This is a genomic window from Streptosporangium sp. NPDC049078 (assembly GCF_040648855.1).
Taxonomy (GTDB): domain Bacteria; phylum Actinomycetota; class Actinomycetes; order Streptosporangiales; family Streptosporangiaceae; genus Streptosporangium.
This window is the reverse complement of the sequence record NZ_JBEZEL010000012.1, coordinates 1-23,656: the sequence shown is the minus strand read 5'-3', so window position 1 is coordinate 23,656 and position 23,656 is coordinate 1. Positions and strand designations below refer to the sequence as shown.

Genomic DNA, 23,656 nt, shown 5'->3' with positions numbered 1-23,656 from the left:
GAGCCACCGCGAGGTAGCGCATGACCCTCATCGAAGAGCGCCCTGCTCAGGGCCCAAAACCTGACATCGACCCCGAGCGGAAGACCCTGCCCGAGATCATCACCTTCGGGGTGGTGGTCGGCGCCCCGCTGATCGCGCTGGTCGTGGCCGTCCCGTTCGCCTGGGGGTGGGGACTCGGCTGGTCCGACGTCATCATCGCGAGCGTCTTCTACGTGGTCACCGGACTGGGCGTCACCGTCGGCCTGCACCGCCACTTCACGCACGGCTCGTTCAAGGCCAAGCGCCCGCTGAAGATCGCGTTGGGCATCGCCGGCAGCCTCTCCATGGAGATGTCGGTGCTCGACTGGGTGGCCACCCACCGCAAGCACCACAAGTTCTCCGACAAGGAGGGCGACCCGCACTCGCCGTGGCGCTTCGGCACGGGCTTCGTGGCCGTGGCCAAGGGCCTGCTCTGGGCACACATGGGCTGGCTCTTCGAGGCCGACAGAGCCAACCGAGAGAAGTACGCGCCCGACCTGGTCAAGGACCCGGACATCATCAAGCTGCACAAGTTCTTCCCCGTGCTGGCGATCACCACGATGGTGATGCCCGCCCTGCTGGGCGGCCTGCTGACCTGGTCGTGGTGGGGCATGGCGACCGGCTTCTTCTGGGGCACGCTGGTCAGGATCGGCCTGCTGCACCACGTCACCTGGTCGATCAACTCCATCTGCCACGTCTTCGGCGAGGAGTCCTTCGAGTCGCGCGACAAGTCGCGCAACGTGTGGTGGCTCGCCATCCCCTCCTTCGGCGAGTCCTGGCACAACCTGCACCACTCCGACCCGACCTGCGCCCGGCACGGCGTGCTGAAGGGGCAGATCGACCTCAGCGCGGGTGTCATCCGCTGGTTCGAGAAGGCCGGATGGGCCTACGACGTGCGCTGGCCGACGCCCGAGCGCCTCGCCGCCAAGCGCATCGCCGCCTGACTCGGGGCTCGGGTCCCGTCCGGGAGCAGGGGAACGCCATTATTAGAGACGTGAGCGAACCCCGACGGCGCATGTCAGGCAAGGAACGCCGGGAACAGCTGATTCAGATCAGCAGGACCCTGTTCGCGGAGAAAGGGTTCGACGGCACATCGGTCGAGGAGATCGCGGCGACCGCGAACGTCTCCAAACCGGTGGTCTACGAGCACTTCGGCGGCAAGGAGGGCGTGTACGCGGTCGTCATCGACCGGGAGATGCAGAAGTTACTGAGCCTGGTGACCGAGGCGCTGTCCGCCTCGCACTCGCTGATCAAGCTGGAGAGGGCGGCTCTCGCCCTGCTGGCCTACGTGGAGGAGAACAGCGAGGGTTTCCGCATCCTCGTCCGTGACTCGCACGCCGCCTCGGGGACCGGCACGTTCGCCAGCCTGATCAACGACATCGCCAGCCAGGTCGAGGACGTCATGGTCGACGAGTTCGTCGAGCGGGGCTACGACCCCAAACTGGCTCCCATGTACGCCCAGATGCTGGTCGGCATGGTGGCGCTGACCGGCCAGTGGTGGCTCGACGTGCGCAGACCGGCGCGCGAGGAGGTCGCCGCCCACCTGGTCAACCTGGCCTGGAACGGTCTGACCGGCCTGGACCCCAACCCCCGGCTGACCGCGGCCTCGCGCGGCCTGGAGCACCGGCTCGCCCATCCCCAGCCGCGCCCGTCAGAACCCCACCCCTCCGGCGCCCGGCCGCGCGCCACCGGGCCGGAGCCGAAGGAGCCGGAGGAGCCGGAGCCTCCCCCGGAGGAGTCGCCGCCCCTGACGGAGAAGGAGATCCGGGAGCTGGAGAAGGCCCGCGAGCGGGAGCTGAAGAACCAGGAGAAGCTGCGCGAGCGCGAGCTCAAGGAGCAGGAGAAGGCCCGCGAGCGCGAGCGGCGCGAGGCCGAGAAGCTCGCCAAGGACCTGGAGAAGATCCGGCTCCGCGAGCAGCGGGAGCTGGAGAAGGTGCGCGAGCGGGAGTATCGGGAGCAGCAGCGACTGCTGCGGGAGCAGGAGAAGGCCCGCGAGCGCGAGCTGCGAGATCTGGAGAAGGCGCGGCTCAAGGAGGCCAAGGCCACAGGCGAGGGCCGCAGGCACGCAAGCTCCGTCGATGCGGGGCGGGAAAAGCTTGAACCAAGTGAGTAAGCAACAGCGCTCGTTGAGACGAAGTTAACGTTCCGTTCAACCAAAGCGGGCATTCTGGTCATATGTCCGCTGAACTCGTTCGCCCGGCCCCCGATGGGCTCTCCCTACCCCAGGAACGCTTCCTCAACCGGGAGGAGAGCTGGCTCCAGTTCAACCAACGGGTTCTGGAGCTGGCGGAGGATCCGTCGCTGCCCCTGCTCGAACGGGTGCGGTTCCTCGCCATCTTCGCCAGCAACCTCGACGAGTTCTTCCGCGTACGGGTGGCCGGGTTGAAACGACGGATGGCCACCGGCCTGCTGCTCCGCACGAAGAGCGGGCTGAAACCGCGTGAGGAGCTGGCGAGGATCGCGGCCATCGCCAACGACCTCGCGCAGCGGCAGTCGGCCTGCTTCCACGAGCGGATCTGCCCGCAGCTGGGCGCCGAGGGCATCGAGATCGTGCGCTGGGACGATCTGGGCCGCGACGAGCGCAGCGAGATGCGCAAGCTCTTCAGGGAGCGGATCAGGCCGGTGCTGACGCCGCTCGCCGTCGACCCCGCCCATCCTTTTCCGTACATCTCGGGTCTGTCCCTGAACCTGGCCGTCACCGTCCGCAACCCCTCGACGGGCAACACGGTCTTCGCCAGGGTGAAGGTGCCCAGCCAGCTCCCCCGCTTCGTCACGGCCTCCAGGGACCGCTTCGTCCCGCTGGAGGACGTGATCGCCGCCCACCTCGGACAGCTGTTCAAGGGCATGGAGATCGTCGAGCACCACGTCTTCCGGGTGACCCGCAACGAGGACCTCGACGTCGACGAGGACGTCACGGAGAACCTCATGCAGGCGCTGGAGCGCGAGCTGCTCAAGCGCCGCTTCGGCCCCCCGGTCCGGCTGGAGGTCGAGGACACCATCACGCCCGAGGTGCTCGACCTGCTGGTGGACGAGCTGGGGGTCGCCGAGCACGAGATCTACCGGCTGCCGGGGCCGCTGGACCTGACCGGGCTGCACGCGATCGCCGACCTGGACCGGGGCGAGCTGAGCTTCCGCCCGTTCGTGCCCGCCGAGGTCGTGCACGTCGAGGACGACATCTTCGCGGTGCTGCGCGAGCGGGACGTGCTGCTGCACCACCCGTACGACTCGTTCTCCACGAGCGTGCAGCGCTTCATCGAGCAGGCCGCGGCCGACCCGGCCGTGCTCGCCATCAAACAGACGCTCTACCGCACCAGCGGCGACTCGCCGATCGTGGACGCGCTGATCGACGCCGCCGAGGCGGGCAAGCAGGTCGTCGTGGTCGTGGAGATCAAGGCCAGGTTCGACGAGCACGCCAACATCACCTGGGCGCGCAAGCTGGAGCGGGCCGGATGCCACGTGGTCTACGGCGTCGTGGGCCTGAAGACCCACTGCAAGCTCGCCCTGGTCGTGCGCCAGGAGCCCTCGGGCGAACTGCGCAGCTACTGCCACATCGGCACCGGAAACTACAACCCCAAGACCGCCAGGCTGTACGAGGACCTCGGCCTGCTCACCGCCGACCGGCTGGTCGGCGAGGACGTCACGGACCTGTTCATCCACCTCACCGGCTACTCCAACCACTCGGCCTACCGGCGACTGCTCGTCGCCCCGCACTCGCTGCGCGGCGGGCTGCTGGCCAGGATCGAGCGGGAGATCTCCCACCAGGAGGCGGGACGGCCGGCCAGGATCAGGATGAAGACGAACTCCCTGGTGGACGAGCCCATCATCGACGCCCTCTACCGGGCGTCACAGGCCGGCGTACCGGTGGACCTGTGGGTGCGCGGGGTCTGCACGCTCCGCCCCGGCGTCCCCGACCTGTCGGAGAACATCAGGGTGCGGAGCGTGCTCGGCCGGTTCCTCGAACACTCGCGGATCTACGAGTTCGGCCACGGCCGGCGCCCGGAGATCTGGATCGGCAGCGGTGACATGATGCGCCGCAACATCGAGCGCAGGGTGGAGACGCTGGTCAAGGTCTCCAGCCAGCAGCAGCGCAACTATCTCAGCGACCTGCTGGACCGGGCCATGTCCGACGACACCGCGACCTGGTGGCTGAACTCCGACGGCACCTGGACCCGGCACCCCGGCGACGACCTGCAGACCTATCTGATCGGCACCCGCAGGTGGAGAGCGATCGATGACTGAGCGCGTCCCCCGTCCGGACGACATGATCCACGCGGCCGGGGCGGTCATCTGGCGCGGCTCCCCCGACGCGCCGGAGGTCGCGCTCGTCCACCGGCCCAAGTACGACGACTGGTCGTTCCCCAAGGGGAAGCTGAAGCGCGGTGAGCACCCCGTCGCCGGCGCGCTGCGGGAGGTGGCCGAGGAGACGGGCCTCACCGTGGAGTTCGGCCGGTCGCTGCCGTCGAGCCACTACCTCAAGGGCGGGCGGCCCAAGCGGGTCGACTACTGGCTGGCCAGGACGGTCTCCGAGGGCCGTCGCACCGACACCGACGAGGTCGACGGCGTGGCCTGGCTACCGGTGGAGGAGGCCGCACGGCGCCTGACCTACGAGTGGGACGCCGGGCTGCTGCGCGCGCTCGGCGAAGCGCCGCTCGCGACCACCCCGCTCGTGCTGGTACGACACGCCCTGGCGGGAAACCGGCAGGACTGGAAGGGCGACGACGACGACCGGCCGCTCGACGGGCGCGGGCGCGGGCAGTCCGAGGTGCTGGCGAGCGTGCTGGGCGCCTTCCGCCCCGCGGAGCTGGTCAGCTCACCCAGCAGGCGGTGCGTACAGACCCTGGAGCCGTACGCCGAGCGGGCCGGTCTGCCGATCCGGCTCGAATCCGTCCTGTCGGAGAACGGCTACGACTGCCGGGCCTCCCTGCGCCTGGCCACGGAGGCGATGGCCTCGAACCGGCCCGTCGCGCTCTGCAGCCACGGCAAGGTCCTGCCCGAGCTGATCGCCGGGCTCGACGAAAGGGCGGGCGACACGCGGCTGGCCAAGGGCGCGTTCATGGTGCTGCACCACGCGGACGGCGACGTCGTGGCCGTGGACGCCTACGACGTCTGACGGCACGCCGGAGGCGCCGGCCGTCCCTCCGTGAAGGACCTCGGCCGGAGGCGTCGGCCGTCCTTCCGAAAGGACCTCGTGCCGCCGGAGGTGTCGGCCCCCTTCTGCGAAAGACCTCTGCCGCCGGAGCCCACCGTGGCCGAGACGCAGGGTGGGGTCGTCCCCGCCCGGCCGTCCCTTCAGAGGATCTTCGCGACGGCGACCCTGGTCTTCTCCCAGATCCGGGGGAACTCCTCCCACGCGCGTGCGGCCGCGGCCCGCTCCACGCCGGTCAGCACGCCGTAGGTGAACGTGTCCTCCCCGACCAGGCGGGCGTTTCCGGCCTCGGCCGCGAGCCGCTCCTGCGCGACGACGCCGTCCATGTGGTTGCCCAGCACCTCCTGGACGTCCTCCGCCCGCTTGGCCAGCTTCCTCATGCCGATCACCTCGGCGGTGTAGCGGGCCCGTTTGGCCGCCTTGCGCACCTCGTGCATCGCGATCTCGCGCTCGGACTCGTCCTCGACGGCCTGGGCGGTGTCGTAGATCCTGGTGACCCGGCGCCAGCTCTTGGCGGCGACGACCTCCAGGGTGTCGGCGGGCTTCTTCGCGGCCTTGGTGAGCACCGGGGTGCCTGTCAGGTCGTCGAGGGCGTCGAGCAGGGCGAAGTAGCGCTCCCCGCCCATGATGTCCCTGATCCGGTCGAGGGCCTCGTGCTCGTCGTCCAGCAGGTCGGAGCTGAGCCTCGCCCGCACCGGGCCCACGATCAGCGCGTCGTCCAGGCTGTCGAGCCGGCGCGCGAACCGCTCACGGATGACCTCCAGGTCACGTGCCTCACCGAGGACCGCGCCGAGCCACTTGAGCTCCTTCCTGAGGTCGTCGGTCCCCTCGACGACCGTCTTGAACGACTTCAGCGCGCTGCGGAGCCGCCGGGCGGCGACGCGCATCTGGTGTACGGCGTCCTCCTCCGCCTTCCTGACCCGGGGGTCCTGGGCGAGCAGCGCGCCGACCTGGGAGGTGAGGTAGTCGAGGACGACCTCGCCCGCCGACCCGGGAGCGGTCTCGGCGCGCGGATGCTCCGAGACCGCTCCGGCGCCGCCGAGCAGGCGCGCGAGCTTGCTCGCCGAGTCGGCGGGGACGGCCCCCGCCTTGCCCAGCCGCTTGCCGACCTTCTTCAGGAGCTTCTCCTCCCCCTGGAGCAGCTCCGCCTCCACCTCGCGCCAGCGCTCGACGTGGGGTTCGTCACCGAACACGGTGCCCTTGACCCGGTCGTCGGCGATCTCGACCAGCCCCACCCCGGCGCCGTTGACCAGGGTGGTGACGGATCGGCGGGTGTCCAGCTCGGCGATGGGCGCGAGCGGGGCGCCCCGGGTGTAGGCGAGCACGAGGTCCGCCAGCTCGGCCGGGACGATCTTGGCGCTCCGGGTCAGCGGGTGGGTGATCTCCTGCCGGACGCCCTTGGCCTTGGGAAGTTTGAGGTGCCAGCCGGGATCGGTGCCGCCCCTGCGCCTGCGCAGGGTGATCCCCCGCGCGGCGAGCCTCAGATCGGGCGTGTCGAAGTAGAGGGCGACCAGCTGGTGGCTTTTCGGCCCCACCACCCCTGTCGAACCCGGCAGGCCGGTAAGGTCCGGCAGCCGGTAGTCCACCGGCACGTCGAACTTGTCCTCGATCTCTATTCCCACAGGTCATCCCCAGATTTGCCCAGATATCTACCGTCTCTTCGCAGTATTTATTGATGCCCTGTCATCCGTCCAGGAACCCCGACCCATCGCCGTGACCAGGACACCACCGCTGTCCGGGCTACATTCCAACGATCACTTCTGAGCAACCGCGAAGATCCGGCGGAAGGGGAAGACCGTGCCGTACGGCTCGGGCGGGTATGCCTCGCGGAGGGCGGCGGCGCAGTCGGCGAGGAAGGCGGTGGCCTCGGCGGGATACAGGCGGTCGAGCATGGGACGCAGGGCGGTGCCGGTGATCCAGGTGAGCACGGCGTCGTCACCGGGCAGGACGTGCAGGTAGGTGGTCTCCCAGGCGTCCACCCGGCAGCCGAGGCCGGTGAGCAGGCCGAGGTAGGCGGCCGGGTCGTCGACCGGGGATGGTCTGACCAGGTCGCCCAGCCGGTCGCGCCACGTGGTGCGGCACAGCTCGCGGATCAGGGTGTGGCTGGGGGCGTCGAAGTTGCCGGGGACCTGGAAGGCGAGCAGGCCGCCGGGGGCGAGGGCCTCCACCCAGCGCGGCAGCAGCTCGCGGTGCTCAGGCACCCACTGCAGGACGGCGTTGGACACGATCACGTCGACCGGGCGCTCGGGACGCCACGTCGTGACGTCGTCGACAGAGAAGCTCAGCGAACCGCCCGCGGGGGCCTTCTCGATCATGGCGGGCGAGGAGTCGAACCCGTGGACGCGGGCGTCCGGCCACCGCCTGGCGAGCTCGGCGGTGAGCTCACCGGTGCCGCAGCCCGCGTCGACCACGTAACCGGGGCGCTCCACGGCTATCCTGGAAACAAGATCGAAGAACGGTCGCGAGCGCTCGTCGGCGTAGCGGCCGTAGATCCGGGGATCCCACATATCTCTTGACATCAAGACAAGTGATATCCGGCAAGATATCTCGATGTCAAGACAGATAGAATCGCGCCATGACCCAGCACCACTCGGAGCACGGCTCCGGGCGTCCCTCCTCCGCGAAGGACGAGACCGTCGCGGCCGCCGGGGATCCCGACAAGGATCCCGAACGGGAGCCCGCCCGGAATCATGGCGAGGACCTCGGCCAGGACTCCGGCCGGAGCTCCAGCCGAAGCCTCGACCGGCACTCCGACCAGCACCTCGCACCGCATTCCGACAAGGGCGTCGGCCGGGACCTCGATCAGAATTCCGAGAAGGACCTCGGCAAGGGCCTCAGCCAGGACCTCGACAAGGACGAGGTCGACCTGCTGGTCGCCGCCTGGCGCCAGGAACGCCCCGACCTCGACGTGGAGCCGCTCCAGGTGCTCAGCCGGGTCTCCCGGCTCGCCCGCCACCTCGACCGCGCCCGCCGGGCCTCCTTCGCGGAGCACGACCTGGAGACCTGGGAGTTCGACGTGCTCACCGCCCTGCGCCGGGCCGGGGAGCCGTACGAGATGAGTCCGGGAGCCCTGCTCCGCGCGACGCTGGTGACGTCGGGGACGATGACCAACCGGATCGACCGCCTCGCCGCGGCCGGGCTGGTCAAGCGGCGCCCCGACCCCGAGGACCGGCGCGGCGTCCTGGTCTCCCTGACCGACGCCGGGCGGACGCGGGTGGACGGAGCCTTCGCCGACCTGCTGCGCCGCGAGCGCGATCTCCTGTCGAGCCTGGGAAAGCGCGAACAGCAGGCCCTCGCGGACCTGCTGCGCACGCTACTCATCCCCTTCGACACCACCGACACCGGAGTGCGTTGACAGTTCATGCCCTCCGGTGAAGATCCAAACCTGGGCCTTCCGCATTCCTGGACGGATCCGGAGACCCACGCCCGATCATCCGGACAGCCGAGCCCCCGTCTCATCGGATCCGGAACCACGCCCGATCACCCGGGCGGCCGGCCCCGCCGAGGACACGACCGCCCCACCCCGTCGGAGCGGCGACCATGCCTGATCAGGCGATCGCCCCCGCCGGACACACGACCGCCCCGCCCTGTGGCGAGGACCGCGCCTAATCGCCCAGGCGGTCGGCGAGCTCCAGCCACTCGCCCTCGATCGACTCCTTCTCCGCGAGGATCTCCTTCAGCTGCGCGTCGAGCGAGGCGAGCCGCTCGTAGTCGGCGGCGGCGTCGGCCATGGACGCGTGCAGCTTCGCCTCGCGGCCACTCAGCTTGTCGAGCTGGCGCTCCATCCTGGAGAGTTCCTTGCGGAGGTCGCGCTCGTCCTTCGCCGACAGGCCGGGAGCCGTCTCCTTCGCGCCGGTGGACGAGGTCGCCGAGGCCGTACCCGACACCGCGCCGGAGGCCGCCCGCGCGGACAGGGCCGCCCCCGAGGCCCGGCGGGCCAGGTATTCGTCCACGCCGCCGGGGAGCATCGAGAGCCTGTGGTCGCCGAGCAGGGCGACGGTCCTGTCGGTGACCCGCTCCAGGAAGTAGCGGTCGTGGCTGACCAGGATCAGCGTGCCCGGCCAGCCGTCGAGCAGGTCCTCAAGCTCGTTGAGCGTCTCGATGTCGAGGTCGTTGGTCGGCTCGTCCAGCAGCAGCACGTTGGGGTCGTCCATGAGGAGGCGGAGCAGCTGCAGGCGGCGCCGCTCGCCACCGGACAGGTCGCCGACGACCTTCCACTGCGCGTCGCCCTTGAAGCCGAGGCGCTCAAGCAGCTGGGAGGCGGTCCACTCCTTCTTGCCGACCTGGATGAACTTGCGGACCTCCTCGACGGTCTCCAGCACCCTGCGCGCGGGGTCGAGCTCGCCCAGCTCCTGCGACAGGTGCGCCAGGCGGACCGTCTTGCCGCGTACGAGCCTGCCCGAGTCGGGGTGCACGGTGCCGGCGAGCAGGCGGAGCAGCGACGACTTGCCCGACCCGTTCACGCCGATCAGGCCGATCCGGTCGCCGGGGCCGAACTGCCAGGTCGTGTGGTCGAGGACCATCGGGCCCTGGCCGGGGCCTCCGGCGTGCAGGGTGACGTCCTCAAGGTCGTAGACCGTACGGCCCAGCCGGGCGGCGGCGAACTTGACCAGCTCGACGCTCTCCCTGGCGGGAGGCTCGTCGGCGATCAGCGCCTGGGCGGCGTCGATGCGGAACTTGGGCTTTGAGGTGCGCGCGGGCGGGCCCCGGCGGAGCCAGGCGATCTCCTTGCGCATGAGGTTCTGGCGGCGGGCCTCGGCGGAGGCGGCGATCCGGGCGCGCTCGGCCTTGGCCAGCACGTACGCGGCGTAACCGCCCTCGTAGCGCTCGACCGCGCCGTCCACGACCTCCCACGTCCTGGTGGAGACCGCGTCCAGGAACCACCGGTCGTGGGTCACCACCACCAGCGCGGTCCTGCGGCCCGCCAGGTGCCTGGCGAGCCAGTCGATCGCCTCGATGTCGAGGTGGTTGGTGGGCTCGTCCAGGATGATCAGGTCGTGCTCGTCGATGAGCAGCTTGGCCAGGGCCGTACGGCGCCGCTCACCACCCGACAGGCTGCCCGCGGGCGCCGTCAGGTCGATGTCGCCGAGCAGGTTGGCGAGGATCTCGCGGATGCCCGCGTCACCCGCCCACTCGTGCTCGGACCTGCCGCCGAGGACGATCTCGCTCACCGAGCGCGCCGGGTCGAGGTCGTCGCCCTGCGACAGCGACCCCACCTGGAGCCCTCGGTTGTGGGTGACCCGTCCGCTGTTCGGCTTGAGATCGCCGGCTATCACCGAGATGAGGGTGGTCTTGCCGCCGCCGTTGCGGCCGACCACGCCGATGCGGTCGCCCGCCTCGATGCCGAGGGAGACGTCGCTGAGCAGGGGCTTGGGACCGTAGGAGTGGGAGACCGACTCAAGATTGACCAGATTCATCGCCAGACAAGCGTATCCGCTCCCAGCCGGCGCGACCCCCGCGGGGAAAACGGCTCCCGCCCGCACGGCCGTCGCGTAGGCCACGGTGACGGCGGCGTCGTCGGCGTCAGACGGCTTCCGCCCGCGCGACCGTCGCCGAGAGGCGGACCCTGTCCTCGGCTGTCCTCGGCTGTCCTCGGCTGTCGCGCCGCCTTCCTCGACGGTCACGCCGCCTCGGTGACCGGAGGCGGTTACACGATCACGGGGCCCGGGACGGGGCCGTGGGCGGTGATGACGTCGCGCGCCACCCCGGTGTCCTTCAGGGAGGCCGCCAGCTCACCCGCGTGGGACTCGGAACGGGCCAGGAAGGCGCAGGTGGGCCCCGAACCGGAGACCAGCGAGCCGAGGGCGCCGTGCTCGCGGCCGGCCTCCAGGGTGCGGGCCAGGGATCCGCGCAGCATCACGGCGGCGGGCTGCAGGTCGTTGCGGAGCTCGGCGCCGAGGGTCTCCGCGTCCCCCTCACGGAGCGCGGCCAGCAGCGGCTCGGCGGCCCGGGGCCAGGCGACCCGCTCGCCGGTCGCCTCGCGGAGGCGGTCACACTCGGCGTAGACCGTGGCCGTGGACAGGCCGCCGTCGGCGAGCGCGAACACCCAGTGGAAGTCACCCTCGACCTTCAGCGGGGTGAGCCGCTCGCCCCTGCCGGTGCCGACGGCCGTACCGCCGAGCAGCGCGAACGGGACGTCGCTGCCGATGTCGGCGGCGATCTCCATCAGATCCTCGAGCGGCAGGCCGAGGCCCCACAGCTCGTTGCAGGCGACCAGGGCCGCCGCGGCGTCGGCGCTGCCGCCCGCCATGCCGCCCGCCACCGGGATCGACTTGCGGATGAGCAGGTTCACACCGTACGAGCGGCCCGCGTGCCCGGCCAGCGCGAGGGCGGCCTTGATCGCGAGGTTCTCGCCGTCCTCGGGCACCTGGTCGGCGGACTCGCCCTCCACCCGGACGCTCATCCCCACCTTCGCGGTGGCCGTGACCTCGTCGAAGATCGAGACGGCGTGGAAGACGTTGACGAGGTCGTGGTAGCCGTCATCCCGCAGCGGCCCCACGGCGAGCTGCAGGTTGACCTTCGCGGGCACGCGGACGGTCACGGAGTCCATGTGCCCCCCTCAAGAGCTCGCTCACTGGTCACGACGTCAGATGGTAACGGGCTCCCTGCGCGGTGCACACGAACGGACCGGCGAATCACGTCACGCACCGCTCTCCACCCCGCCTTCCTGTCCGCTTTCCTTCGTACGATGCTCGGCGATCCGCGCGAAGTCCTCGACGGTGAGCTGCTCGCCGCGCTCGGAGGGGTCGATCCCCGCGGCCCGCAGCGCCCGCTCGGCGGCGGAGGCCGTACCCGCCCAGGAGGCGAGGGCTGCGCGGAGGGTCTTGCGACGCTGGGCGAAGGCGGCGTCCACCACCGCGAAGACCTCCTCGCGGGTCGCCACGGTCGTGGGCGGCTCCCGCCGGACCATCGCGACCAGGCCGGAGTCGACGTTGGGGACCGGCCAGAAGACCGTGCGGCCGACGGGGCCCGCCCGGCGGACGTCGGCGTACCAGGCGGCCTTGACCGAGGGGATGCCGTACACCTTGGAACCGGGGGCGGCGGCGAGCCGGTCGGCGACCTCGGCCTGCACCATGATCAGGACCTTGCCCAGCGACGGCTGCGTCTCCAGCAGGTGCAGCACCACCGGCACGGACACGTTGTAGGGGAGGTTCGCCACCAGCGCGGTCGGCCTCTCCTCGGGCAGGTCCGCGGGCAGGACGCGCATGGCGTCGGCGAGCACCACGGTGAGGCGGTCGGCGAGCTCGGGGACGTGCTCGGCGACGGTGAGCGGCAGCTGGGCCGCGAGGACGGGGTCGATCTCCACAGCGATCACGCGACGGACCTCGGGAAGCAGCGCGAGCGTGAGCGATCCCAGCCCCGGACCGACCTCGATGACGACGTCGTCCGGCTCAAGCCCGGCCACCCGCACGATCTTGCGGACCGTACCCCCGTCGATCACGAAGTTCTGGCCGAGCTTCTTCGTGGGACGAATGTTGAGCTTGTTCGCCAAAATACGTATTTCCGCTGGACCGAGAAGGCTCATGCTGGTTCCCCGCACGCCCGCTCACGGCCGGCACCTGTCGGCCCGCTGAGGTCTTTGGCCCGTTCGCCGCGATTACTCAAGGTTGTTCTCCCATGCCATCCGACCAGTTTCCCGCACGGAAGGCGATGCGAGGACGTTCGATGAAGCGCGAGAGGTTCCGTTGTGGATAACGTTGCCGTACGGGGGCCCGACGGTGAGAAAGGGAATCTTCCCGGTGAAGAGGACGTGAACCAGCCCGGTGTCGAAGGGCTGCGCCCCGCCGACCCCGAGCGGATCGGGAGTTACCGCCTGCTCGGACGTCTCGGCGAGGGCGGGATGGGAACCGTGTATCTGGCGCTGGCACCGACGGGACGGCCGGTCGCGCTCAAGGTGGTGAAGGCGGAGTTCGCGATCGAGGACGGCTTCGCGGCGAGGTTTCACACGGAGGTCGAGAACGCCCGCAGGGTGGCCTCGTTCTGCACCGCGCAGGTGCTGGACAACGGCAACGACGACGACGGCCGCCCCTACATGGTCACCGAGTACATCGCGGGCACGCCGCTGTCCCGCCAGATCATCGAGCACGGCGCCCTGGAACAGGGAACCCTGCACGGCGTGGCCCTGGGGGTGGCGGCCGCTCTGGCCGCGATCCACGTCGCCGGTCTGGTACACCGGGACCTCAAGCCCGCCAACGTGATCCTGTCCATGTCGGGACCCCGCGTGATCGACTTCGGCATCGCCAGAGCCCTCGACTCCACGCACAGCTTCACCCGCTCGGGCGAGGTGCTCGGCAGCCCCGGCTGGTGGGCCCCCGAGCAGGTGCGCGGCCTGGAGATCACCCCGGCCGCCGACGTCTTCGCCTGGGGCTGCATGGTCGCGTACGCGGGCAACGGCCGCCACCCCTACGGGCGGGGCGACATGATGACCATGGCGACCCGGCTGCTCACCACCCCACCCGACCTGGGCGCGCTTCCCGCCCCGCTGAACGACCTGGTCCGCCGCGCGACCGAGATGGACCCCTACCAGCGGCCCAGCGCCCAGGACCTGCTGATCGCCCTGGTCGGCGGCGGGATCGCGGCACCGTCCGCTCCCGCGCCCGTGCGGGCCGACCCGCCCACGCTGATCGCGACCGACCTGCTGAACGAGTCGTGGGAGCCGCCTTCCAACGTGGAACCCGACTCCACCCAGACCCTCAGCGCGCTGAACCTGGGGACGGGGTTCGCCGACCCGGCGACGGCACCGACTCCCATCCCCGGCCCGATTCCCGCCCGGCGTCCCGCGGACCCGTTCCCGGGATCGACCCCGTCCGCCCCCGGCGCGGCTTTTCCCTCGGCGCCCCCGGAGGCACCAGGAGCCTCGGCGTCCGGTCCGTTCACGACACCGCCGGCCCCCGGGTCCCGGACGACACCGGCGCCCCGCACGGCGGCGACCGCGTCACCGGACTCCCGGACGGCACCGGAGTCGAATCCGCTCCCGTACCCCATGCGGACCGAGTCCACGACATCACCGTCGCCCTCGTTCACCGGCCCGCTTCAGGCCCGGCCGTCCGGGCCTGAACCGGGCGCCGCACCGGACCGGACGCCGGGACAGGCACCCGCCGTCGCCCTGCCCTCGTCGCCGCCGTCGCCCTCCACCGGCTTCCAGCCCCCACCGGAATCGGGCGAGCCGGACACCGGGCGGTCGGCCCCCCGGCGGCGCTGGTTGTTCGCCGGACTGGCCGTGCTCGCGGCGCTCGCCGTCACGGTCGTCGTCCTGCTGAACACCGGTGGGGGAAACGCGACCAACGGCGCGGGGCAGGCGTCGCCGGGCGCCACCGGCGAGACCGGCGACACCGGTGACCTCGCAGGCACCGGCGACACCGACGTGGGCCGCATGATCACCACCGGCTCCCTCATCGAGGACCCGCGGCTGATCATCCCGCGGACCCCGACCTGCGGGCTCACCTCGTACCGGGGCACCACCCCGGCGCGCGGCCGGTTCTGCACGATCCCGTTCACACTGATCAACGCCGGTGGGGAGTCTGTCCAGCTCGACGGCACCCCGGTCACGCTGGTCGACGATCGCGGCGCGACGCACACCTCCGAGGAGACGTCGACGGCCGTGCCCGCCGCCCTGGCCCCCGGAGCGAAAGTGGACGGCGTCCTCGTCTTCGACCTGCCACCGGCCCGCAAGCCCGCGAAGCTGACCGGTGTGGTGATCAAGGGAGGCAGGAACATCGAGGTGAGGTTGTCGTGAGACTGCTGCTCCCCTTCGCGGCGACGGCCGCGATCGCGCTCGCCTCCACCGGGCTCGCCTCCACCGGGCTCGCCTCCACCGGGGCCGCCTCCACCGGGGCCGCCTCCACCGGGGCCGCCTCCACCGGGGCCGCCGAGGCGCTCACCGCGCCCGGCGGGATCCTCGCGACCGGATCCGCCGCCGCCTCGCCCGCCGACTGCGCCGGGGCGGGCGTGAGCGACTTCGACGGCGACGGCCTGGAGGACGTGGCGGTCGGCGATCCGTTCGCCAACCCCGGCGGGCTGGCCGGGGCGGGGGCCGCCCACGTGCTCTTCGGCCGGGGAGAGAGCGGGAAGGTCGTGACCGTCCCCGAGACGAAGGCGGGAGACGGCTTCGGGTGGTCGGTGCGGCTGGCCAAGATCGACGGTGACGGCTGCGCGGACCTGCTCGTCGGCGCCCCGTACGCGGACGTGGCGGGCGTCGAGGACGCGGGCGCGGTCTACGTGGTGTACGGCGGCCCAGGGGGCAGGACAGTCCGCCTGGTCGCTCCCAAGCCGGAGGCCGACGCCCACTTCGGCTGGTCGCTCACCTCCGGCGGGACGATGGTGGCGGTCGGGGCCCCGCACGAGGACGCCGACGGTACGGCCGACTCCGGCGCGGTCTACCTCTTCGACACCGCGACGCTCGGCACGGGCCGGCGGATCTCCCAGGAGACCGAGGGCGTGACGGGCAACGGCGAGGTCGGCGACATGTTCGGCTGGTCACTCGCGATCGGCAGGCTCGGTGGCGCCGCGGACGAGCCGGATCTCGCGGTCGGGGTGCCGTACGAGAACGACGACGGGGCGGGCCGCCAGGTCGACGCGGGCAAACGCGACTCGGGGTCGATCACGGTGATCTACGACGTGCGGGAGCCCAAGGACGAGTACGGGAGCAGGAAGTGGGACCTTCGTGAGGTGGCCAGTTCCGAGACGGGCGACCGGTTCGGCTACGCGATGGCCTACGCCGAGCGGGACGACGTCGGCTACCTCGCGGTGAGCGCACCGCTCGGCGACGGCGGGGCGGTGAAGAACTCCGGCCTCGTCCAGCTGTTCCAGTCATCGGGCACCGAGGCGATCACCCCTCTCGCCACCCTTCACCAGGGTTCGGAAGGGGCTCCGGGCGAGGGCTACGGATTCTCGCTCGCGTTCACCGGCGAGGGAGGCGGAGGGGAGGTCAGGCTCGCGGTCGGCGTACCCTTCGACGCCGACGGCCAGGGGGGCGTGCGTCTGATCACGATGGGCGAACAGGGGCCGGGCAGGCTGATCACCCAGAACGGGGCGGGTGACCACTTCGGCTGGTCGGTCGGGTTCAGCGGAAACAGGCTGGTCGCGGGGGCGCCCGACAGGGGAGGCGCGGGAGCGGTCGTCCTGTTGGGCCGCAACGACACCGAGGGAGTCCCGCTCTCGCCGGGCACCGGCGGGATTCCCGCCCTCGAAGGTGCCGCCTCCGTCGACTTCGGCGCCTCCGTGGGCTGAGACTCCCGGCTCGGACACCCCGTGGGCCGGAAGCAGGCGGGCTCGGGCCCGGCTCCGGCGGCCGGGAGGAACGGGCTCGGGGCCCGTGAGGACCCGGTGCGGACGGGTTCCGGACCCGCCCTCGGCTGGGAACGGACGGGTTCCGGACCCGCGAGGAAGAGCACAAGGGTTACGGGCCCGCCCCGGGCCGGGAAAGGGCAGGTTCCGGACCCGCTGTCGGCGGGGTTCGAACCTTGGTCACCAGGAGCCGAAGACGGTCTCCCCGTTGACGCTGACGGCGGTCGCCAGCTCGGCGAGGTCGGCCCCCTTCACCTCGGCGAGGCAGCGCAGCGTGAGCGGTATGAGGTAGGGAGCGTTGGGTTTGCCCCGGTGAGGGGTGGGCGGCAGATAGGGCGCGTCGGTCTCGACGAGGATCAGCTCTCGCGGTGCGACCCGCGCGGCCTCACGGAGGTAGGCCGCGTTCTTGTAGGTCACCGGACCGGAAAAAGACATGAAATATCCGGCATCGACGCACTGCTTCGCCATCCCGGCGTCACCGGAGAAGCTGTGGAACACCACGACCTCGGGAGCGCCCTCCTCGGCCAGCACCCGCAGCACGTCGTCGTGGGCCTCGCGATCGTGGATCACCAGGGCCTTGCCGGTCCGCTTGGCGATCTCGATGTGCGCGCGGAAGCTGGCGTGCTGGTCGTCCTTTGACGCCCAGTCTCGGTAGTAGTCGAGCCCGGTCTCCCCCACCGCCCTGACGTGCGGCAGGCGGGCCAGCCGCTCGATCTCGGCGAGGGTCTCCGGCGTCGAGGCGTGCGCCTCGTTGGGGTGGATGGCCACCCCGGCGTAGACGTCCGCGTGGAGGGCGGCCGTCTCGGCGTTCCAGCGCGAGGACGGCAGGTCGTAGCCGATGGTGACGAGCCGCGTCACGCCGACGGCGCGGGCCTCGTCGAGGATGCCCTCGACGCTCGCCCGAGCCGCCTGCGCGGCCTGGGCCACCGGGTCACCGGAGGACGCCTGGCGGTTGCCCACCATGATGTCCAGGTGGCAGTGGCTGTCGAACACCTCTGCTGGCAGGGGCTTGGGCGCGGCGGGAAGGCTCGGCGTGCTCACGGCGTCCAACCTACCGAGAAGCGGGCACGGCCCGCGCCCACCGAGCGGCCCCTACGGCCCTCGTCCACGAGACCCGCCCTACTCGCCCAGGCGGGCCAGCTCCTCTTCGACGATCTTCGGGTCGAGCTTGACGAAGAGCGGGGTCGGCGGGGCGAGCGGGGAGCCCACCCGGATCGGGGACGACTCCCAGCGCGCGGCGCCCTCGTAGGAGCCGGTGATGATCGGGTAGGTCCGGCCGTCGTCGTCGGTGACCTCGTGGATCTCCGGCATTCCCGACCAGACCCCGGTGCCGCCGAGCATCGCGTAGATCTTGTTGGAGGAGTTGGGCAGGACCGGGGTGAGCAGCGTCTTGGCGTCGTCCACGACCTGCAGGGCGACGTGCAGGATGGTCTTCACCCGCTCGGGGTTGTCCTTGATCTTCCAGGGCTCCTGCTCGGCCAGGTATCGGTTGGCCTCGCGGATGACCTCGAACGCCTCGTTCGTCGCGTTCTTGAAGCGGCAGTGCTGGAACTCGACGGCGACCTTCGGGAAGGCCTCGCGGCTGCGCTCCAGCATCGCGCGGTCGGCGTCGGTGAGGTCGCCCGCCTCGGGGATGACCCCGAAGTTCTTGGCGGCCATCGAGATCGAGCGGTTCACCAGGTTGCCCCAGGCCGCCACCAGCTCGCCGTTGTTGCGGTTGAGGAACTCCGACCAGGTGAAGTCGGTGTCCTGGTTCTCCGGGCCCGCCACGGCGATGTAGTAGCGCAGCGCGTCGGCGTCGTAGCGCTCCAGGAAGTCACGAACGTAGATGACCACCTGACGGGAGGAGGAGAACTTGCGCCCCTCCATCGTGAGGAACTCGCTGGAGACGACCTCGGAGGGAAGGTTCAGCGCGCCGAGCGCACCCGGCTCGCCGTCGCGGGCACCCCGGCCGTTGTAGCCGAGCAGCATCGCCGGCCAGATCTCCGCGTGGAAGACGATGTTGTCCTTGCCCATGAAGTAGTAACTCAGGGCCTCGGGGTCCTGCCACCACCGGCGCCAGGCGTCGGGGTCGCCGGAGCGGCGGGCCCACTCGATGGACGCGCTGAGATAGCCGATCACCGCGTCGAACCAGACGTAGAGCCGCTTGTTGGTCTGGTCGCTCCACCCCTCCAGCGGGATCGGCACGCCCCAGTCGAGGTCGCGGCTGATCGCGCGGGGCTGCATGTCGCCGAGCATGTTGAGGGCGAACTTCAGCACGTTGGGCCGCCAGTCGCCCTCCTTGGAGCGCAGCCACGACGCCAGGACCTCGGCGAACGCGGGAAGGTCGAGCATGAAGTGCTCGGTCTCCACGAAGTCCGGCGTCTCGCCGTTGACCTTGCTCACCGGGTTGATCAGCTGGATCGGGTCGAGCTGGTTGCCGCAGTTGTCGCACTGGTCGCCACGGGCGCTCTCGTAACCGCAGATCGGGCAGGTGCCCTCGATGTAGCGGTCGGGCAGGGTGCGCCCGGTGGAGGGCGAGATGGCGCCCATCGTGGTCTGGGGGAAGATATAGCCGTTGTCGTGGAGTCCCTTGAAGATCTGCTGGGTGACCGCGTAGTGGTTTTCCGTGGTGGTCCGGGTGAACAGGTCGTAGGAGAGCCCCAGGGCCTGGAGGTCCTCGACGATCACCCTGTTGTAGCGGTCGGCGAGCTCGCGGGCGGTGAGGCCCTCCTTGTCGGCCTGAACCTGGATCGGGGTGCCGTGCTCGTCGGTCCCGCTCACCATGAGGACCTTGTTGCCCGCCATCCGCTGGTAGCGGCTGAAGACGTCGGACGGCACGCCGAATCCGGAGACGTGCCCGATGTGGCGGGGGCCGTTGGCATAGGGCCAGGCGACCGCGGTCAGGATGTGCTGGGACATGGTGCAAGCCTAAGGGACGCGGCCGCGGTCCTTGGTGCCGTCATGCCTCTTGGAGGCCTCCGCTTTCCCGAAGTCGCCGCCACCGCGGAGCCCGCGCCCTCCCGAACCGCCGTGACGTTCGAGACAGCCGCTCCCCCCGAACCGCCATGACGTCCGGGACGGCCGTTCTCCCGAACCGCCGTGACGTTCAAGGCAGCCGCTCCCCCCGAACCGCCATGACGTCCGGGACGGCCGTTCTCCCGGGGCGCCGTGGCGTCCGGGACGGCCACGGCGGCACCGGCGCGGCCGACCCTCACCGGAGGTGTCGGCCGGTTCGGCTCAGGGCAGCCGCGGCGACACCGGGGTGGCACCCTCGGCCGGGGTGGTCGGTTCGCCCGCGGCCGCGCGGCTGACGGCCTCGGCGGCCTCCTCGGCGGCGGAGGCGGCCACGTCGATGGGCGTCTCCCTCGTACGGCGGATGCCCAGGATGCTGATGAACAGCGACGCGAAGATCGTCTGGAAGCTCACGATCAGCGCGGTGGCCGAGGGCACGACGATGCGCAGCGACTCCGAGGGGATCAGCGGGCCGAAGCTGCGCGTCTGCCAGTGGACCAGTGAGGCGACCAGGCCGCCCAGACCCCCCAGGGCGAGCAGGCCGCCGACGATCAGGCCCTTCTCCAGGCTCACGATGTCGACGAGCTTGCGCACCCTCCTGTCTTCGGGAAGGAAGCCCTCCTCCGCCGCGTACACCTTGGTGAACAGGGCGAACAGGGACGCCTGGAAGCCGATCACCACCATGGCCGAGGCGCCGACCAGGGTGTCGACGTCGAAGGCGAGCTTGCCGATGTAGACGGGGCCGAAGGTGAGGGCGGCGCCCGCGACCAGGCCGATCGTCATCATGACCAGGCCGGGGATGAAGAACAGCCAGCGCGGGCTGTAGAGCAGCAGGAAGCGCAGGTGGCGCCAGCCGTCGCGCCAAGAGCGCAGGTGCGGCGGGCGGGAGCGGCCGTCGGGCGACAGCGTGGTGGGCACCTCGCGCACGTCCAGCCCGGACAGCGTCGAGCGGACCACCATCTCGCTGGCGAACTCCATGCCGCCGGTCTGCAGGCCGAGCTTGAGGATGGAGTCGCGCCGGAAGCCGCGCAGGCCGCAGTGGAAGTCGCCGATCGCGCTGGGGAAGAACAGCCGGCCGATGAAGGAGAGCACCGGGTTGCCCAGGTAGCGGTGCAGCGGGGGCATGGCGCCCGGCGCGATACCGCCCTTGAAGCGGTTGCCCATCACCAGGTCGGCACCGTCACGGAGCTGCTCGACGAACGGCAGCAGGGCGGTGAAGTCGTAGGAGTCGTCGGCGTCGCCCATGATGACGTAGCGACCGCGCGCCGCGCGGATCCCCCCCATCAGCGCGTTGCCGTACCCCTTCGCGTCGACGTGCACGACGCGGGCCCCGGCCTCCCTGGCGAGTTGCTGTGAGCCGTCCGTGCTGCCGTTGTCGGCGATCAGGACTTCCCCGTCGATTCCGTGCTCCCGCATGCAGGCGAGCGCCTTGCGTACGCAGGTCTCCACGGTCTCCGCCTCGTTCAAGCAAGGCATGACCACGGTCAGTTCCACGTCTCAACCCTTCACTCACGGCACAGGCCAATCTCACCATGATGCCCTCTGCAGTCCCCTGCCCGGGTCAACTCCCTGAAACGACTGGCATCCTGTAGTGCATGGTGACCGTCGCCGACCGCCCTAGCCCGGACGTGCCTCCGCCCGACCGGGTCGCTCGCCTATGGGCGTTTCTCTGTCGGCATCGTGTCTTCGTGGCCGCCCTGGCGCTGGCGTTCGTGCTGCGTGTGGTCACCATGCTCGGGTACGGCCCCGCCCAGTGGTTCAACGACTCCTACGAGTATGTCTCCGGGGCGGTGAACCCCGACCGTCCCAGTGCCCTGAGGCCGAACGGTTACTCCTTTCTGCTCCTGTTGATGCGGCCGCTGCAGAGTTTCGCGCTGGTGGCCTTCGTCCAGCACCTGATGGGCCTGGGCGTCGCGGTGCTGATCTACTCCCTGCTGCGGGTGAGGTTCGGGCTGCCCGGCTGGGGTGCGACGCTCGCCGCGGTGCCGGTGCTGTTCGACGCGTACCAGATCCAGCTCGAACACCTGATCATGTCCGACGCGATGTTCATGCTGCTCGTCGTGGGTGTGATCACGCTGGTGCTCTGGCACCGGCGGATGTCCTGGCGGCTCGGTGCGGTGGTCGGGCTGCTGCTCGCCCTCACCGCGCTCACCCGGTCGATCGGCCTGCCGATCCTCGTGCTGGTCGTGATCTACCTGATGGTGAAGCGCACGGCCTGGAAGACGATCGCGGCCATGGTGGTCGCGTGCGCGCTCCCCGTGACCGGATACATGGCCTGGTTCGCGTCCGCGCACGGCAACTTCGCGATGACCAACAGCGACGGCGCGATCCTCTACATGCGGACGGCGCTGTTCGCCGACTGCCGGAAAATGAAGGTCGATCCTCGCGAGGAGCTGGAGCTGGCGCTGCTGTGCATCAGCACGCCGCCGGGCCAGCGCGGCTTCTCCGGCCAGAAATACCTCTGGTGGGCGCAGAACGGTCAGCGCTTCCACGCCTTCGGGGTGGGCAGCACGTTCACCCCAGAGACGAACAAGACCGCGGGCGCGTTCGCCCAGCGGGCCATCCTGTCCCAGCCGCTCGACTATCTCAGCCTGGTGGCCGGTGACTTCTTCCGCGCCTTCCACTGGGGCCGGCCGCGTTTCCCCGACTTCAACACCTACCGGCAGTACGAGTTCCTGCCGGAGAACAAGATCCTTCCCGCCTGGTCGTCGTACCGGGGCAGCACCGACACCGACGCGCAGAAGTACGATCCGGGCCTGCGGACGGCGCAGATCCAGGGCAAGCTGCGCGTGATCGGCACCGATGTCACCGATCCGTGGGCCGGTTTCCTGCAGGCGTACCAGCGGGTCGTCCGGCTGCCGGGCATCGTGCTCGGCGGGCTGCTCCTGGTCGGACTGGTCGGGGTGGCGGTGCGCTGGCGGAAGCTGGGCGGGCCGGTGCTGTTGCCGTGGCTCGCCTCGCTCGGCCTCATCCTGGCACCGGCGGCGACGGCCGAGTTCGACTATCGCTACCTGCTGCCCGCGGTTCCGCTGGCGTGCATGGCGGCGGCGATCTCGCTGCGCCACGGGTTCTCGGGACCCGTCACCGCCGCGCCCGCCGCCGTCGCCCCCGGCAGCGTCACCCCCGACGGCGTCACATCCGACGGCGTCACATCCGGCGTCACATCCGGCGCCGCATCGGATGCCCTGGGCGATGCCACCACGGGCGGCGGTGTCACAGGCGGTGTCGCAGACGGTGTCGCGAACGGTGTCGCAGACGGTGTCGCGAACGGTGTCACAGGCGAGCCGGCCGAGAGCGGTCTCGGTACGGGCGGCCCGGTCACGATCATCCCCGATCCCGCCGCGTTGCCCGGTCCCGTCACACCTGATCCCGTCACACCCAGCTCCGGAACAGCATCCGTGCCCACCACTCGGAGTGCGAAATGAGCTCGGCGCTGAGCACCGGGTAGAGCCATCCGAAGTTGATCAGCGCGAGGAGCGTGAAGGCCCCGACGACCGCGGCCCCCACCGCCCTGCGGTTGGGCGCGGCGTCCGCCTTTCCGATGATCAGCCCGGCGGCCAGGGTGAGCGCGAGGATCATGAAGGGGACCATCGGGATCATGTAGAAGAGATACATGGTCCGGCCGTCGGCGATCGCCCAGTAGAACCAGGGGAGCCAGCCGGCGGCGTAGCCGACGAGCACGGCTCCGGCCCGCCAGTCGCGGGTGGCGACGTACCAGGCGATCATCGCGATGAGAGCGACCAGGCCCCCGTACCAGATGACCGGGGTGCCCACCCCGAGCACCGCCTCGGCGCAGCTGTCGGCGCCGCATCCGGTCTTGTCCGGCGGATAGTGGAACGCCACGGGGCGTAGCAGCAGCGGCCAGGTCCAGGGGTCGGATTCGTAGTTGTGCGGGGTCGCCAGGCCGGTGTGGAAGCCGAGCACCTGGAAGTGGTAGCTCAGCCAGGAGCGCAGCGAGTCGAAGACGAAGAAGGCCGGCCCGTGCGAGGTCGCCTGGCCCCAGTTGCGGCCCCAGCCCAGCGGGGAGGCGAACCAGCCCGCCCACGAGACGACGTAGGTGACCGCGGGCAGCAGGCCCATCACCAGCACGACGCCGGTCAGGTCCCGGTTCAGCGCTCCGGCGTACGGTCTGCGCAGGCCGATGGCTCGGCGGGCTCCGGCGTCCCACAGCAGTGACATGACCGCGAAGGCGATGAGGAAGAAGACGCCCGA

At 70.7% G+C, this 23,656-nt stretch carries 16 protein-coding genes and 1 pseudogene; 8 read left to right on the top strand and 9 right to left on the bottom strand.

Annotated elements, in window-relative coordinates:
• Positions 1-20: 20 nt before the first annotated feature.
• From AB0B90_RS21275 to AB0B90_RS21260, 4 genes are all read left to right on the top strand, one after another.
• A complete protein-coding gene (locus AB0B90_RS21275; RefSeq protein WP_350950218.1) occupies positions 21-962 on the top strand; it encodes a fatty acid desaturase in 942 nt (313 codons plus the stop codon).
• Between the two features lie 50 nt (positions 963-1,012).
• Positions 1,013-2,131: a TetR family transcriptional regulator gene (locus tag AB0B90_RS21270; protein WP_362924233.1), complete on the top strand. Its 1,119-nt coding sequence runs from the start codon at positions 1,013-1,015 to the stop codon at positions 2,129-2,131.
• Positions 2,132-2,193: 62 nt separating this feature from the next.
• Positions 2,194-4,257 carry an RNA degradosome polyphosphate kinase gene (locus AB0B90_RS21265; RefSeq protein WP_350950216.1) on the top strand — a complete coding sequence of 688 codons (2,064 nt, stop codon included), beginning with the start codon at positions 2,194-2,196 and terminating at the stop codon, positions 4,255-4,257.
• Positions 4,250-5,128 carry an NUDIX hydrolase gene (locus tag AB0B90_RS21260; RefSeq protein ID WP_362924231.1) on the top strand — a complete coding sequence of 293 codons (879 nt, stop codon included), beginning with the start codon at positions 4,250-4,252 and terminating at the stop codon, positions 5,126-5,128. The genes AB0B90_RS21265 and AB0B90_RS21260 overlap by 8 nt, the downstream gene beginning before the upstream one ends.
• A gap of 179 nt (positions 5,129-5,307) precedes the next feature.
• Here AB0B90_RS21260 and AB0B90_RS21255 read toward each other — a convergent pair whose 3' ends face one another.
• Together AB0B90_RS21255 and AB0B90_RS21250 are read right to left on the bottom strand one after the other, a co-directional pair.
• Positions 5,308-6,786 carry a CYTH and CHAD domain-containing protein gene (locus tag AB0B90_RS21255; protein WP_362924229.1) on the bottom strand — a complete coding sequence of 493 codons (1,479 nt, stop codon included), beginning with the start codon at positions 6,784-6,786 and terminating at the stop codon, positions 5,308-5,310.
• Positions 6,787-6,918: 132 nt separating this feature from the next.
• Positions 6,919-7,683, bottom strand: a complete 765-nt coding sequence (locus AB0B90_RS21250; protein ID WP_362924227.1) for a trans-aconitate 2-methyltransferase — start codon at positions 7,681-7,683, stop codon at positions 6,919-6,921.
• 347 nt (positions 7,684-8,030) lie between these two features.
• Here AB0B90_RS21250 and AB0B90_RS21245 point away from each other — a divergent pair, with 347 nt between their 5' ends.
• Complete coding sequence (locus AB0B90_RS21245) at positions 8,031-8,519, top strand: MarR family transcriptional regulator (RefSeq protein WP_362899192.1); 489 nt, start codon at positions 8,031-8,033, stop codon at positions 8,517-8,519.
• Positions 8,520-8,769: 250 nt separating this feature from the next.
• On the opposite strand, the gene AB0B90_RS21240 is transcribed toward AB0B90_RS21245, so the two are convergent.
• The 3 genes from AB0B90_RS21240 to rsmA all read right to left on the bottom strand — a co-directional run bounded on the left by AB0B90_RS21240 (position 8,770) and on the right by rsmA (position 12,689).
• The gene (locus AB0B90_RS21240; protein WP_350950212.1) at positions 8,770-10,581 is read right to left on the bottom strand and encodes an ABC-F family ATP-binding cassette domain-containing protein; all 1,812 of its coding nucleotides are present in this window, start codon (positions 10,579-10,581) and stop codon (positions 8,770-8,772) included.
• Between the two features lie 230 nt (positions 10,582-10,811).
• The gene (locus AB0B90_RS21235) at positions 10,812-11,714 is read right to left on the bottom strand and encodes a 4-(cytidine 5'-diphospho)-2-C-methyl-D-erythritol kinase (RefSeq protein WP_350950211.1); all 903 of its coding nucleotides are present in this window, start codon (positions 11,712-11,714) and stop codon (positions 10,812-10,814) included.
• A 90-nt stretch (positions 11,715-11,804) separates the two neighbouring features.
• Entirely contained in the window at positions 11,805-12,689 is an 885-nt protein-coding gene (rsmA, locus tag AB0B90_RS21230; protein ID WP_362924224.1) for a 16S rRNA (adenine(1518)-N(6)/adenine(1519)-N(6))-dimethyltransferase RsmA, read from the bottom strand.
• A gap of 225 nt (positions 12,690-12,914) precedes the next feature.
• Between rsmA and AB0B90_RS21225 the strand changes: the two genes are divergently transcribed.
• A complete protein-coding gene (locus AB0B90_RS21225) occupies positions 12,915-14,900 on the top strand; it encodes a protein kinase (protein WP_362924222.1) in 1,986 nt (661 codons plus the stop codon).
• Complete coding sequence (locus tag AB0B90_RS21220; protein ID WP_362924220.1) at positions 14,897-16,393, top strand: FG-GAP-like repeat-containing protein; 1,497 nt, start codon at positions 14,897-14,899, stop codon at positions 16,391-16,393. Before AB0B90_RS21225 ends, AB0B90_RS21220 begins: the two co-directional genes overlap by 4 nt.
• A gap of 237 nt (positions 16,394-16,630) precedes the next feature.
• Here AB0B90_RS21220 and AB0B90_RS21215 read toward each other — a convergent pair whose 3' ends face one another.
• The 3 genes from AB0B90_RS21215 to AB0B90_RS21205 all read right to left on the bottom strand — a co-directional run bounded on the left by AB0B90_RS21215 (position 16,631) and on the right by AB0B90_RS21205 (position 20,938).
• Complete coding sequence (locus AB0B90_RS21215; protein WP_362924218.1) at positions 16,631-17,491, bottom strand: TatD family hydrolase; 861 nt, start codon at positions 17,489-17,491, stop codon at positions 16,631-16,633.
• A gap of 78 nt (positions 17,492-17,569) precedes the next feature.
• Entirely contained in the window at positions 17,570-19,351 is a 1,782-nt protein-coding gene (gene metG / locus AB0B90_RS21210; protein ID WP_350950206.1) for a methionine--tRNA ligase, read from the bottom strand.
• Between the two features lie 318 nt (positions 19,352-19,669).
• Positions 19,670-20,938, bottom strand: a complete 1,269-nt coding sequence (locus AB0B90_RS21205; protein ID WP_350950205.1) for a glycosyltransferase — start codon at positions 20,936-20,938, stop codon at positions 19,670-19,672.
• Positions 20,939-21,132: 194 nt separating this feature from the next.
• Between AB0B90_RS21205 and AB0B90_RS21200 the strand changes: the two genes are divergently transcribed.
• The gene (locus AB0B90_RS21200) at positions 21,133-22,869 is read left to right on the top strand and encodes a hypothetical protein (protein ID WP_362924216.1); all 1,737 of its coding nucleotides are present in this window, start codon (positions 21,133-21,135) and stop codon (positions 22,867-22,869) included.
• Here AB0B90_RS21200 and AB0B90_RS21195 read toward each other — a convergent pair.
• Positions 22,817-23,656, bottom strand: a pseudogene (locus AB0B90_RS21195) (phospholipid carrier-dependent glycosyltransferase); the annotation flags it as partial. The gene AB0B90_RS21200 and the pseudogene AB0B90_RS21195 overlap by 53 nt on opposite strands.

Coding starts and splice junctions, on each gene's coding strand:
- AB0B90_RS21275 (WP_350950218.1), top strand. CDS start 21: ATGACCCTCATCGAAGAGCGCCCTGCTCAGGGCCCAAAACCTGACATC.
- AB0B90_RS21265 (WP_350950216.1), top strand. CDS start 2,194: ATGTCCGCTGAACTCGTTCGCCCGGCCCCCGATGGGCTCTCCCTACCC.
- AB0B90_RS21260 (WP_362924231.1), top strand. CDS start 4,250: ATGACTGAGCGCGTCCCCCGTCCGGACGACATGATCCACGCGGCCGGG.
- AB0B90_RS21250 (WP_362924227.1), bottom strand. CDS start 7,683: ATGTCAAGAGATATGTGGGATCCCCGGATCTACGGCCGCTACGCCGAC.
- AB0B90_RS21240 (WP_350950212.1), bottom strand. CDS start 10,581: ATGAATCTGGTCAATCTTGAGTCGGTCTCCCACTCCTACGGTCCCAAG.
- AB0B90_RS21235 (WP_350950211.1), bottom strand. CDS start 11,714: ATGGACTCCGTGACCGTCCGCGTGCCCGCGAAGGTCAACCTGCAGCTC.
- rsmA (WP_362924224.1), bottom strand. CDS start 12,689: ATGAGCCTTCTCGGTCCAGCGGAAATACGTATTTTGGCGAACAAGCTC.
- metG (WP_350950206.1), bottom strand. CDS start 19,351: ATGTCCCAGCACATCCTGACCGCGGTCGCCTGGCCCTATGCCAACGGC.